Source organism: Arcticibacterium sp. GJ41-1, assembly GCF_055808875.1.
In genome coordinates this window covers 1,061,332-1,075,263 of sequence record NZ_CM147888.1, presented here as the reverse complement: position 1 = coordinate 1,075,263, position 13,932 = coordinate 1,061,332, and the positions used below count along the sequence as shown (strand labels likewise).

At 32.7% G+C, this 13,932-nt stretch carries 13 protein-coding genes; 12 read left to right on the top strand and 1 reads right to left on the bottom strand.

All coding sequences use genetic code 11. From position 1 onward, the window contains the following. The first annotated feature begins 31 nt into the window (after positions 1–31). The 10 genes from AC0L6O_RS04185 (at position 32) to AC0L6O_RS04140 (ending at position 9,418) form a co-directional block, all read left to right on the top strand. Positions 32–1,222 (top strand): aKG-HExxH-type peptide beta-hydroxylase, encoded by a 1,191-nt coding sequence (locus tag AC0L6O_RS04185; protein ID WP_473306557.1) that lies wholly within the window; start codon positions 32–34, stop codon positions 1,220–1,222. After that, positions 1,195–1,986 (top strand): class I SAM-dependent methyltransferase, encoded by a 792-nt coding sequence (locus AC0L6O_RS04180; protein ID WP_473306555.1) that lies wholly within the window; start codon positions 1,195–1,197, stop codon positions 1,984–1,986. The genes AC0L6O_RS04185 and AC0L6O_RS04180 overlap by 28 nt, the downstream gene beginning before the upstream one ends. A gap of 632 nt (positions 1,987–2,618) precedes the next feature. After that, positions 2,619–3,806, top strand: coding sequence for a site-specific integrase (locus AC0L6O_RS04175; protein ID WP_473306553.1), 1,188 nt, complete (start codon positions 2,619–2,621; stop codon positions 3,804–3,806). Then, complete coding sequence (locus tag AC0L6O_RS04170) at positions 3,754–4,587, top strand: hypothetical protein (protein WP_473306552.1); 834 nt, start codon at positions 3,754–3,756, stop codon at positions 4,585–4,587. Before AC0L6O_RS04175 ends, AC0L6O_RS04170 begins: the two co-directional genes overlap by 53 nt. 51 nt (positions 4,588–4,638) lie before the next feature. After that, on the top strand, positions 4,639–4,932 hold the full coding sequence (locus AC0L6O_RS04165) for a hypothetical protein (RefSeq protein WP_473306550.1): 294 nt from the start codon (positions 4,639–4,641) through the stop codon (positions 4,930–4,932). A gap of 89 nt (positions 4,933–5,021) precedes the next feature. Further along, positions 5,022–5,270, top strand: a complete 249-nt coding sequence (locus AC0L6O_RS04160) for a hypothetical protein (protein WP_473306548.1) — start codon at positions 5,022–5,024, stop codon at positions 5,268–5,270. Beyond that, a complete protein-coding gene (locus tag AC0L6O_RS04155) occupies positions 5,267–7,909 on the top strand; it encodes a DUF6371 domain-containing protein (RefSeq protein WP_473306547.1) in 2,643 nt (880 codons plus the stop codon). Before AC0L6O_RS04160 ends, AC0L6O_RS04155 begins: the two co-directional genes overlap by 4 nt. A 341-nt stretch (positions 7,910–8,250) precedes the next feature. Then, complete coding sequence (locus AC0L6O_RS04150) at positions 8,251–8,448, top strand: hypothetical protein (RefSeq protein WP_473306546.1); 198 nt, start codon at positions 8,251–8,253, stop codon at positions 8,446–8,448. A gap of 153 nt (positions 8,449–8,601) precedes the next feature. Further along, positions 8,602–9,186: a hypothetical protein gene (locus AC0L6O_RS04145; protein ID WP_473306544.1), complete on the top strand. Its 585-nt coding sequence runs from the start codon at positions 8,602–8,604 to the stop codon at positions 9,184–9,186. Beyond that, a complete protein-coding gene (locus AC0L6O_RS04140) occupies positions 9,167–9,418 on the top strand; it encodes a hypothetical protein (RefSeq protein WP_473306543.1) in 252 nt (83 codons plus the stop codon). Before AC0L6O_RS04145 ends, AC0L6O_RS04140 begins: the two co-directional genes overlap by 20 nt. A gap of 136 nt (positions 9,419–9,554) precedes the next feature. Here AC0L6O_RS04140 and AC0L6O_RS04135 read toward each other — a convergent pair whose 3' ends face one another. Continuing rightward, on the bottom strand, positions 9,555–10,520 hold the full coding sequence (locus AC0L6O_RS04135; protein ID WP_473306542.1) for a pentapeptide repeat-containing protein: 966 nt from the start codon (positions 10,518–10,520) through the stop codon (positions 9,555–9,557). A 377-nt stretch (positions 10,521–10,897) separates the two neighbouring features. On the opposite strand from AC0L6O_RS04135, the gene AC0L6O_RS04130 reads away from it, so the two are divergent. After that, on the top strand, positions 10,898–11,152 hold the full coding sequence (locus AC0L6O_RS04130; protein WP_473306540.1) for a hypothetical protein: 255 nt from the start codon (positions 10,898–10,900) through the stop codon (positions 11,150–11,152). A gap of 99 nt (positions 11,153–11,251) precedes the next feature. Then, the gene (locus tag AC0L6O_RS04125) at positions 11,252–13,927 is read left to right on the top strand and encodes an AAA family ATPase (RefSeq protein WP_473306539.1); all 2,676 of its coding nucleotides are present in this window, start codon (positions 11,252–11,254) and stop codon (positions 13,925–13,927) included. Positions 13,928–13,932: the final 5 nt, after the last annotated feature.

Sequence of the window (13,932 nt, the reverse complement as noted above, 5' to 3'; positions counted from 1 at the left end):
ATGGTTTGCTATATGATATAATTAAAATTAAATGAACAAATTAAGCGAGGAAGATTTTGAAAAAAGTAGAATCTATTTAATTCTTAAATTTAAAGAACTTGTTTATACACTTCATTTAAATCATTTAATATCACATCAAGAAGTTGAAATCTTCAAATCAATATCTTCAATTAACTTCTTTCATAGTCACTCTGATTTTTTAGAACAAGAAATTCACGAACTATCTTCTACCGGTAAAATTGAAAGTTTATCAAAATTAAAAATTCATTTTTTTGATTCTTTTTTTAACTTATTGCCAATTAATACTTCTTTTGGAATTAATGATTTTGATATAATCATACTTCCCAAACTTGGAATTCGCATAACTCAAATTAAAGAATTAAAAAAGACTGGGATTTCCGAATTAATGTTTACCAATAATCTTGGCAATGAAATATCAATTAATTTAATTGATATTGAGCCTGAATTTAAATGGAGTAAAATAGAGCTTTTAGATAGTCTATTCTTTATCTCAGATAATTCCAGTTTTTTATTCAACAAAGAAGGCTTTTCTGAAATATCAGATATTGAATCTATAAACAATAATCTTTCAAAGAAAATAATTAATAGCTTAGAAATCATTAAAAACACTTCTCAAGATTTCTACTTTGATTTAAAAAAGAGGCTTCATTATATCTTCCCTTTTGGTAATGATGAGAATTTTACTTTCCCAAATTTCACTATCCCTACTTTAAAGAAATCAATTTTTTTATCTGTCAAATTACTTGAAGAGACAGATTTACACGTGTCAGAATGTATTATTCACGAATCAAGTCATTGCAAGCTTAACATTATTCAAGATACAATATTACTGTTTACTAGTCCACATAATAAACTTGAGTATTATTCGCCTTGGCGAAAGGATTTAAGGCCTCTAATAGGTCTTATTCACGGCATATATATATCAAATGATTTAGTAGATTTCTATTTCGATTTAATTCAAAAGAAAAACAGTTACGAAGATGAATCTAAAGATAAAATCGAAATTATAATACATCAAATTCTAATTGCTTTTGATGAGATAAATAACGAAGACTTAACAAGCTATGCAAATAATATATTGTCATCAATTATAGAAAATGTTAAGCAAAAAGCATCAAAAATTAAGATTGATATTCATTCAATACCACATTCAGTAGAAATTCATAAAAAACAATGGAAAGGGACACCTCTAAAACTTTAGGAAAATCAGAGTACATTGATACAGCTATTTTTTATGATTTAGGGTTAAACAATAATTATTACCCTGATGTAAAATTTTATCAAAGTGTTATTTCAATCTACAAACCTAAATCTATTCTTGAATTGGGCTGCGGAACAGGTCGAGTTTCTATTCAACTAAAATCAAATAAACTTAAAGAAATAACGTGTATAGATTTATCAGACAAAATGCTAGATATTTTTAGAGATAAACTACTGTTTTATCCCACAGAGCATCAGGAGAAATTCAAGATTTTACAAATGAATATGATTGATTTTGATTTAAATAATAAATTCGATTGTATTCTTATTCCGTTTCGTTCATTTCAATGTGTTACTAATATAAAAGATGTCAAAAATTGTATTCAAAATTTAAAAAAACATCTTACTATTAATGGGATTCTCATTATTAATATTTTCATACCTATAGAAAATATGAAAGAACTTGAAGGTCTCACAGAGCAAAAAGTTTTAAATAAAGGAAAGAGCAAAATATATAAAACTGTTACCAACGATAAAATTGACACTTTAAATCAAATTCAAAATTATTCAGTAAAATACCATAAAGAAAAGTCTAATCAATACGTCAGCGAATCTTTCAAATTAAAATATTATTATCCAGCAGAATTTCTATACTTATTAAAATCAAATGGGCTGAAAATAGTAGAATCATATAATGGTTTTGACTTAAAAAGAGAATTGCCGAATTCTACCAATGATTTTACAGTAATTTGCCAAAAAGACTAGACCCAACAAATGGGCTCGAATGCAGCTAAGTAAGACTTCGGTTCATTTGAGCCTCTGTTGAGCTTAAGCACCCAGATATTTGCTATGGGGGTTCAATTGAGCTCGTTTGTTATTTGTGTTTTAAGAAGAGGTTTCTGTAACTATAATTTCAATTTTGCTCCCTTGATTTCGCCTAAGCTTCCGACTAATCCTGCCTTTTAAATACCCGTCTTTATTAAAAATCTCAGCCCTAGACATAGCTCTCCCAGCTCCTTTTTGGAGTACTTTTTTTGAGCCTGGATATTCCGGCTAAAAGGTGCCACTGATTCCGGAGCAAAGGAAACCAGTGGGGGATTGGTCATTCTGTTTGATGTCAAAGGTATTTAAACGGATTATAATTTATAATCATGACTTTTTGATACCCAGTATGCTACTAACAAGTAATAACAAAAGACCGACTATTAGCCATCTCAAAATCACAAAACGTTAAAAGCATTCCTTAAAGGTGCTTTTTCTGGTTTACAAGGTATATTGAAACTATTGGCTTTAGCATAACATAGTATCTTTTAGCAAACCTTTTGCTACCCAGCGTGATACCCGATTTCTTGAATTTCTATAAAGTAGGTTTGAATTCACAATTCAAATAACTTCAAATGAAAGTTCGATACACGTTAATTTTTGACAGAAAAAAGAAAGCCGAAATTAAAGGAGAAGGTCTTGTTCAAATTCAAGCATATTTAGATGGGGGACGTAGATATTTCACAACTAGACTTTATTTGCCAACCAAAGAATGGGACTCCAAAAGGCAGACAGCCAAGAATGCTTATTTAGCCAAGGGACTTCGAGAAAAGATTGCCGCATACGAAGACTTTGAAATGCAATTCAGGGCTATCAATAAATCCTTCACTCTAAAAGACTTTGATGGCCTCAAAACGGTCAAACCAAAAGTTAAGTTAAAGACGTTTACTGAATTCTTTAGAGAGCAACTAACTAAAGAGAGCCACCTAGCACATAGTACCTATACAACGCAGAAAAACACCTTTAAAACGCTTTGTGATTTTCAACCGAACATTCGATTTGATGAATTAAACTATGAACTACTGCAAAACTTTGAAAACTACCTACGCACCGAGAAAAATCATAAAATCAATACGATAGAGAAATACCACCGTCATTTGAGAAAATATATCAATTTAGCCATTAACAAAGACTACCTCTCAGTTGATAAAAACCCTTATAAGAACTATAAACTGGTTACTGAAGAAACTGAAACGATATTTTTAACCATAGAAGAACAAAGGCGTATTGAATTACTTGAATTCTCCCCAGATGAAAAGGACCTGGAGACCGTTCGAGACATGTTTTTATTCTCATGTTACACAGGCCTACGCTTTGGTGACACTTATTCTTTAAAAGGAACAGATTTTCAACAATCTGAAGAAGGAATAGTTTTAAAGTTTAAAGCCATGAAAACAAACAAAACAGGCTATCAACCATTATTCGTGTTATTCAATGGAAAACCTCAAATAATAGCTTTAAAGTATATTAATACCAATCCAGAAACTCGATTGTTTAAAGGTTTTAATAACGGCAAAGTCAACCGACTCCTTAAATTCATTGCTAAAAGAGCCAAAGTTGTAAGCGGCTTGTATTTCAAGGCATCAAGAGATACCTTTGGTACTACTTTATATATGCTTTCTGGAGACCAAAAGCTCGTACAAAAACAATTGCAGCATAGCAAAAGAGAGCAAACGGATAAATACGTTCATATTAGCGACCAAATACAAAATGAAGGACTCAAAAAGGCTTTTAAAAGTAACCAACAAGGTTCCAATGATTGAAATCTTGAAAGATGATATGCTGGTGGACGAAATAAACGACACTAAGAAAAAAATTACTATTAAACACTATTTGAATATCTACCTTCAAAATGTTGAATCAGATTCAAGTAAGGAGAACAAGTTTCCCCTTTATGTTCGCATAATATTTAATCGACAGTCCATTAAGGTTAAAAGTGCTATCAACGAAGCTTACTCTAAGACCGAATTTGAAAGCTTAGACAATAAAACACTTGAATTATTAAAAAGGGAAGCCTTGACATTAACTGAATTTGTTAGTTCTAATTTTAAAGAGACTATGGAGTATATATCTACCTCTTTAGACTATGATGACCAATCAAGTTATGGTTTCGACATTATCAACTTGTTTGAGAGTTATAACTATCAAAAACTAATGATTCCTTATTTACTGAATAAAGCCTTAGTTGATAAAATAGTAGATTTTGCAGAGGATAACTCTTTGCAAATAAATGACCAGATTGCTCCAGAGATTAATGAGAATACAAATGCTTTTCAATTATTCAATTATTTATTATCTGATAATGCCAAATGGAAAAAATTCGACATCTCACCTGAAAATGATATTTGGTTTTTTGTATTCCATTACATGATTTTCACAAAAGAAAATAAGAAATATAGCACTCTAGGAGCCTCAATTGTCGATTTACTCCTTCTAGACTTTAAAGAAACATTCACAGACTACATAAATAAGAACAACCTTAATTACACTATTGATACCCTAAATATGATAGAGGTAAGAAGAAATAAAGAAATGTTGTACTAGTTACAACATTTCTTTATTAATATTGCATAACAAATAATATCAAAATTTATTATGCAACATTCCCAAACAAAAACACCACAAATGAGCGAGGATACTCGCTTTCTCTTAAAAGAGTTTGACAAGAAGTTTCAAAAGCTTGAAGCCCTTATAAACACTAAAGAGAACAACATCTCTGAAATACCCGAAACCTTACAGCCAACTGAAGTTTGTAATAGAATGGGTTGGTCCCGTTCTAAGTTTGAGCAATTTAAAAGGGCTGGACTATTCCGAACATTTAAGATTGGCGGGAAAGTCTACGTATACACCTCAGATTTGAAAGACTTATTTCCTAAAGATTACTTTTAATTTATCCGTTTGGGCATAAAAAAAGCCGATGTGTTCCAGCACATCGGCTCATGTAAAGCCTAAGCTTCACTAAAAACCAATTCAAAAATATGAATTCTCCTGAATTTCTCTGCATGTCAGAGAAGGTTTGCTGCTGCATTGGTGCCAAACCGACTCATTTCAACCTAGTAAGAGTAACCTACACTAGACTAAAACGCTCACCTTCTACTCCTTCTACACAGCCCTACTGGCTTGTGCCTTTTGAGTTTTGGCTTGTTCTTCCTCCTAAGAATTTTGCCATTACCCCCAATATCAAGAACTCAAAAAATCAACACTCTAAACCTAGCCCTGTACAATGAGCAAAAAACATTATAAATATCGATTTGAACAAAGCCCTAAGAAAAAAGGTAAATGCCCAAAATGTGGAACAGATAACGCTTGGAGATATTACCAAGACGAACACGGTATACGATTAGATGAAAAATATGGCAAGTGTGAACGTATAAATAATTGTAAACATCAATTAAACCCCAATAAAGACAACTTTCAAATAACAAATAGCACCAATCACATTAACATTAACCCGCCTAAAACTGTGCAAACATTATATCCAAATAAGAAACTTCGTCAAGAGTATGAAGAATCACTAAAAAACTACACAAGTAACCTTCATAAGTATTTAATTTCAAGAGGAATACCTAAAGAACATTTAGAAAAACATGGGCTGGGTACGCGTAAAAATACATGTGAAACTCTATTCATTTTTAAGAATATTTCAAAGGAAATCGCTAATGTAAAAACAGTTGTATACACGGAAAACGGAAAAAGAGACAAAGACATTAAACCTTATTCCCTAAAACAGCCTGAAAGTAAGACGGAGAAATATTCTATGTGCTTGTTTGGAGAAGATTTAATGGATGAAACAAACTCCAAAAAAGTTATTGTCGTTGAATCCGAAAAGTCAAAGGTTATTGCATCATTCTATTATCCAGAATACGACTGGGTTGCCTGTGGCTCGGCAAATGGACTAACTCAAGAGAAAATTAATCTTTTGGGCGAAAAAAACATTATTTGGCTTTCTGATGCAGACGCCGCAGGGAGGGAAAACTCTAGTATCCGAAACCTCAAAAAAACCAGATTAAATTTCAGTGTCATTGACCTATTCCCTGAAAGAACAGATGGTTACGACATTGCTGATGCCATTCTAGATGAAAATAAAATTAATTTAGAAGAAGCTTTTAAATCAAAAAAAGTAAATGCCGTTTATGCCCTAAAAAACAAAAAAGTACAATACAATAACTCTACAACATCCATGTCGGTTAACTTAAGAAGCGACTGGGCACGTGTGGCTGACAATTTTCAGATTTTTATAGAGTATCAAACGAAAGATGAAAATGAAAATATCTCATGGATTCTAGAAGTTAAAGTTAAAGGCAAGGAAACCATATACCTCGAAGTCGATCATGAAGATTTCTGTTCAGTGAAAAGACTAAAAAATAGGCTTGCTGAAAATCATTTAGCCTATAAGGCTCAAGAAAATCAGCATACTGAAATTCAAAATATTTTATTTACCGAAACCCAATATGGTAAAGCAAAGAAAATGAATCGTTTTGGGTATGATGCAAAATCAAATGCATATTTCTTTTCTAATATGGTCTTGGTGAACAATACTAATCTCGTTAAACCCAATGAATTTGGAATCATTCATTCCAAAGATTCTTATCTATCTATGCCGTTATCAAACAGCAAATTAGATAAACGTTTCCTGCTATCAGGTTATGAAATCAGATTTAATGACTGGTTTAAAACTTATCAAGAAGCCCATTTACCTGAGTTTGCCTTTATACCTACTTGTTTCTATATAATGTCCATATATAGAGATGTAGCAGTAAAGCATAAAAACACCTCTCCTATCCTATTTTTACAAGGTTCGGCTGGAACTGGTAAAAGTAGTATTGCAAGAAGCTTAACATGCCTATTTGGATATCAACAAGACGATATAAACCTTAAATCTAAAAATACAGAGGCGGCCATTGTTAAGAAAATGGGACAAGCTTCAAATGTTCTACTTTGGATGGATGAGTACCACAATGAATTCGCTCATGAAGGCCTATTACAAGCAGCCTATGACAATGCAGGATATCACAGAACCCCAGAAGTGAGAAGGTCAAACAATGAAACAGAAAGTCTAGATATACACGCTGTTTTAGCTTTAACAAGTAATTACTTACCAAGTAATCATATCTTTTTTTCAAGGTGTGTGTTAGTGCAAGTTGATGAGAGTGAAAAAACTGAATCCCAACGAAATGCATTTAAAGAATTGAATAATTTAGAGAAAAAAGGTTTGGGGGCCATTACCGTTGAACTCCTTCGGTATCGAGAGCTAATCTGTAAAGAATATTTAGAGACATATAAAGACTTTGAAAGTGTTTTGATTAATAAGTTTGAAGGACAAACGGTTAGCCAACGCCTTTACACCAACATGAGCCAAATATTCACATGTGCTATAATCCTTCAAAAGAATGGCCATATTGAAATTTGTGAATCAACGGATTATTACGACATCCTAGATGAATTTTCTGACATAGGCATGAAGTTTATTACTCGCCAAAACGAGATACAAAGTGAAACTTCAATATTAAATGAGTTTATGGGCATTCTACAAATGCTTTTTGAAAGACAACAAATACATGAAGGGGTTCATTTTAGGTTTGACAATGACTTACTTCTAATCCGTATGCCTTCGATTTATCCTATTTTTAAAGAAAAGTATAGATTTGCTCATCATAAAAGTGCTCCTGATAAAAACAGCATTATACAAGAAATCTTAAAACTTGAAAAAGGGCGAGATAAAAAAGAGGTTATTAAAACTATTCGGTTCAAAAATGGTGAAGATGTAGAGCAAAAATCGCTCAACAATAGCACAAGCAACTCTATTTCAATAACTTATGAAATATACCAGCAAAGGTTTGGACTGGATTTACATAACAGGAAATAGAAATATCTCTAAAAATTTCAGAAAAGAGTAATTCAGTTTACAACGCTACAACAACAAGCTAAGACTACCTATATGTGTCTTATTATTAATTATTTATATATATTATTTATCGTTGTAATGTTGTTGTAATCCGTTGTATTCCGTTGTAAAATAATTCTTTCGTCCGTTGTAGCCGTTGTAACGGTTTACAACGGATTTACAACAGAAAACAGAGTCTTACTTACTCACTTTCAACCACTTAGGATTTCGTTGTAATGTTGTAGCCCACAACACCTACCCTAAGCAAAACACGGTTCCATTGTCAAAATAAAAACAAAGAAATAATACAATTTTCAATACATATGCCTTTAATATTAAATGTAACAGATATTCAGAAAATCCTCAAGTACTGTAGGACAAACTCTTACTTCGTTATCAAAGAAATAAAAGAAGAATACCCTGCATCAAGAAAACTCAAAGGAAGTAAAGTTAGAACCCAAGATTTTGCAGATTCATTTGACTTTACAATTGACGAAGTAGAAGCAGCCTTAAAAGAGTAGCGAACAACTGAAAAACATTAAAGCATCTCCTCTCTCTGGGGATGCTTTTTAAATTCAATTCATATAGTTTCACAGTTCCATAGAGTACGTTAACTATTCCCGTTATACCCTACTCTTGCATCGTTTTACTTACACACAATTAAACTTAACGTAATGAGAAATGAATTATCGCAAAACATCAATGTTAGGATGGATTTGCAAACCAAGAAGAAAATCATGGAAGAAGCCCATCGCCATGAAATGAACATGTCAGAGTACATACTCTTTCTATTTGAGGATTATTGGGATGCTAACCAGACAAATGAATTAAAGGAAGAGAGTCAGCAGCTAAAAGCTCTAGTTTCCAGCTCCCAAGATGAACTTAACATCGCAAATAGTGAGATTGAAAAACTACACAAGCTTTTAGAATCAACTAATAAGAAATTTGACTTAGAAAAAGTAAGCATTTGGGAAGAAGCTAAAAACACGGCTCAAAAACTTTCAAAAAGACATATTGAGCAAGAAGTAACTATCGCTATTAGAGAATACAAACAAAACTATTTAAGCAAGCTTGTAAGCGACGATAGAGAGCTTGTTAAACAACTTCAAGATAGACTTAGTACTTATGAAACAAATCAACTAGAAGAGCTCTTTGAAGCTGTAAGGCACAATGAAGGCATAAGAGATTACCCAGACGTAGTAAGTGTACTTGTCCATAATTATTTCACACAATTAAAAAATGCAGAACAAGATGTATAATTCTAATTTCAGATTTGAACAAGACCCATTTGGGGTTTACCAATTTAACCAGCCTTTTATTAAACACAGGGAAGAAAGTAGTTCTTCTTTTTTCTCTGTACTTGGAATTGTACTAGCAATTTTAGGCCTAGTAGCAGTATTTATTCTAAGAAGAACTATCTGGAAATTGATAACTAAGAAAGACTATCCTTTTCTTACTGAAGATACAGTTGAGGATATAGAAACGAAATAGTGTTTTACAAAAGAGGTTTCACATTTCCTTGGTGAAACCTCTTAAAACACCGTAAAACCTTGTAAAACGATAAGAAACGGGTTTGTTTTACAAATGAGTGATGTATAGAAAAAGGCAAAAAAAGGTTGCCCCAGAACTAAAAAAATGTCAGTAAAGAAGCATACTTTGATTCTTTTGTTCCAAGATGAAGCTTAACCATTTCCGGGATATAACATTCTTCATAATAATATCCAGTTTTGGCGTTTCTTATGACTAACAAGTTTAACAGTAAGGACTGCCGAAGCTCATCATTCTCAATAATAAAAAGCTCTTCAGCACCATTGTACCTAAAATTTGTTATAGTCGAGCAAGTTCTGTTAAAATTTGTTATTTTTCGTTTTGAGTTTAGTTCATTCCTCAGGCACTTTCCAATCGTTGTCGCAGAAAGCCATTGGTCTGCTTCTTCTTCCTCTACCTCTCCTTTCGCAAAACTTCTGAGAATTTCTTCCTCTATAAAAAGGTCGGCTCCCACAAAATCAACTTTTTCAAAAAAGCAATTGTTAAAGTTGGCAAACATCATATCTGCTTTATTAAAATTAGTGAATTGCAACCTGCAGGCCTCCCATGATGTACCAGACACATTTGCTGAGGAGAAGTTTGTACTTCTGAACGAACAATTTATAAATGACACTTCTATACAGGAAGAATTACTAAATATTGCATTATCTAGATTAACGTTCTTAAAGATAAAACCATCTAGGACTATATCCCCTAAGAAACAGTGAGACAAATCAATATTTTCAGCATCCCGAGCTTGAAGCCTTTTTAGACATCCAATTATTCTAAATGCAGCCTCCTTTGATTGCCAAAATCGGTAATCGTCAATTTCCTCCTTTAGCCTTTTAATTTCATTCTTTTTGGCACTAAATTTTTCATAAATTGTTAAAAGAATTCCAAATAGAAAAACATCCATAAGCATTCCATGTGCTTCAACAAGGACCCCTCCCCAAAAAGAGTTTTTGAATGTATCTGTCGTATAGTGATCTAGTAACGCTAGCCCAAGTGACATTAAAAGAAACAGACCGATAAAAAATGACACTTTATTCTGCCTTAATGATTCCATAATTATTAATGGATATTTAAGGATTTGTTTTGTTACTGGCATAGTTATAAGTCATGAAATGTGACTAGAAAAACTGATAAAAATAATGTCGTAACTTCATAGTGGTCTTGTTGAGCATTTTATTTTTTCATTCTTTTCCGACTTTACTAAAAATCAAAGTTGGGTTGGTACTCTTTGCTATTTATTTTACAATAAACCATTTAGTTAACTCATTGTATTCATTTCTCTAAGTAGCTAATAGATTTATTCGTCAGAAATTTTTCTGGTTGAGATTGCCTTCAGTCCATTAAGTACTTTTTCCCTCAAGAGTATAAATTTAATAAAAAATTAGTTAGAATTGCGAATAATCCTATATGACCAATTAATAGTTAAACACAATGAAAATTAGCATTCCATGTGGTTCTTGTGGCTGCGATTCTTTTGAGGGTACATGCAGAAAGAATGGAAAAGAAATGCATATATCTGTTTGTGCATGTGAGAATGGCTCAGGATATTTTGACATACATACTACCATAGACCCAAAAGGAGAAAACCCTGAAGAGGAATGGCTTAAATTCAAATCAAAAGAGGAAGCGGAAGCAATTCTAAACTCGTGCTTTAATACAATAACTGAAATACATTATTGTCCCTAATTAGCTAAAGTTAGTTTACAATTATAACAACTCTAATCTAGGTCATTTAATCACAAAACTTACTTCAATCATAATCACTCAAAAAGCTTCAACAAACGAATGCAGAATCAACCCTTATATAAAATAAAAGAAGACTTCCTTAAAAAATGGCCCATTGACAAATTAAAGTCAATGACCATTGAAGAATACACCAATCTTGATAAAACTTCATTTTGCTATTGGCTAGAATCTATCACCACCGACTTGGGAAGTATATGGGGAGGCTCTGCTTTCAAATTCGGAGTGTTTAGAAGAGATAATCTAGACAAAGGAGATTACGATAAAGCTGGTCGAGTTGCAAAAGGGAATTATGGCTGGTATGGTAAATATGGTAATACACATCAAGAAGCTTTCGAAAGAATAAGAGATACACTTGTTGAAATTGCTACTCTTAGTCAAAATAACCATCTAAAAGAAATAGACAAAATAGATTTAGGAGATGCCGTAAAATGGAAAATAGCTTTTCTATATGGCGATTATAACATCATTAGTATCTTTAAGCTTGACTCTCTTAAAACAAGTGCTGAACACCTCGGATATCAGGGAAATATTAAAAGATTTCCTACATTAAACGACTATATTCTTTCAAAAAAAGGAGATAAAGACTTTTTTGATTTCGCTAAGGAGCTTTGGGAAGTTTTTGATTCAAAAACTTCTACTGCTGCAGAATTTGCACAACCAAGAGATATTGTTCCTAATGCTTTATCTGACGAAGAAAGGCTATTAGAAATTCTACATATTATAGGGCTACAAGATTCTGAAGGTTTCTATGAAATAATGAAACAAATCCTTTCTAATCTTTCTATAAAAAAAGGTGACTCCCGAATCTGCTATAGCTTACCAACGAGCGAGAAACGGATAGGTCTAACATTTGGTCAAAAAGTTTGCACTGTTATCGACCAAAAGAAAGGGGAAAATAGGTTTCGATATATAGATACGACTAAAAATGAGACGGAATGGTTAAAAGATGCTGATAGTGTTGAGTCTATGTCAGAAGCTCTTAATACTATCATTCTTTCTGCTACGGATGAGCTAAACAAGACGGAAAAGACAGGCTATGCAGCACACAGTTCGGTTTCCTTAGAGAACTCTTTATTTGACGAAAACTATAAAAAACACATCTTTCAAAAAGCTTTTAATGAGGGAATAAAACCCAACAACATGACTCAAGACTCAGAACTTAATCAAATATTTTTCGGACCTCCTGGTACTGGAAAAACATATTACACCATTAACGAAGCCATTAAAATAGCCGACCCCGTTTTCTTTAAGGAAAACCAAGGAGAAAGAGCTAAACTTAAAGAACGCTTTAAGTTACTGCTACTAACTAATGACAACGAGGATGTAGGGCAAATTGGCTTTACAACTTTCCATCAATCATTTAGCTATGAAGATTTCATTGAAGGTATAAAGCCCAACGAACCAGCAAAAGGAGACACTTATTTAAAATACGAAATACAAGAGGGCATTTTCAAAAAGATATGCCGCTTAGCAAATGACAGTTTGAATGCTGTTTCTATAGATGCTGACTCTCTTATTTCATTGCCAGCGGAAGAGTATGAAAAAGCACATTTCTATAAAATGTCTTTAGGTAATACTTTAAACGAGGAGGATAGTGAGATTTTTGATTATTGCGTTGAAAACAATTGCATAACGATTGGTTTTGGTGATGGATTAGACTTTACAGGAAAAGATGAAAAGGAATTGAAGTCATTTGCTCGTGAGCAAAACCTAGACACGTTTCCTATACAGGCTATAAACTTATTTAGCAACTACCTTAAAATCGGCAATTATGTGGTAATATCTCACGGAAACTCCTATGTACGTGCTATAGGAAAAGTAGTTGGTGACTACGAATTCAAAGATGTCTCACCGTTTCCGAATAATTCAGACTGGAAACACTTCAGAAAGGTAGAGTGGATATTTGTTAACAAAAAAATCCCTGCTACCGAGATTTACAATAAAAACCTGTCTCAACAATCAATTTATAAGCTTGAAAAAAAGGAAATAAAACAAGAGTTCTTCGTAAAAGAAAAGAAAACGAATACCCTGAACCTTCCTAAAAACCCAAAAAACTTTGTTCTGGTCATTGATGAAATTAACAGAGGTAATGTTTCTTCCATATTTGGCGAATTAATTACATTAATTGAGAAAGATAAACGTGCTGGTACAGATGAGGAACTAAGTGTTATACTACCTTATTCTAAGGCCACATTTAAGGTACCTCACAACGTTTATATTATCGGAACCATGAATACCGCCGACAGAAGCATAGAGGCTCTTGATACGGCACTTAGAAGGCGTTTTTCTTTTAAAGAAATGCCACCTGAACATAGCTTAATTCTTAGTACTGGTAAATTGAAAAACACCGAAGGGATGATTGGTGACATTAATGTTGTCCTGATTCTAAAAACTATCAATGATAGGATAGAAAAGCTTATAGATAAAGACCACAAAATAGGTCATTCCTATTTCCTAAATATTTCAAATGAGTCAGAACTTAAAGCCACCTTTAGCGACAAAGTAATTCCACTTTTGGAGGAGTACTTTTTTGGTGATTCTGGTAAAATAAGTCTAGTACTAGGTAGTAGTTTTATCTCTAAAGGCACTAAGTCAGATGTTACGTTTGCTAAAAACAATGAATACGATTCATCTATAGCTAATGATTTACTAGAACGCTCTGTTTATGAAATCACACCTCCCTCTCAGTGGGATTTTAAAGCTATTTACGAGTAAACACA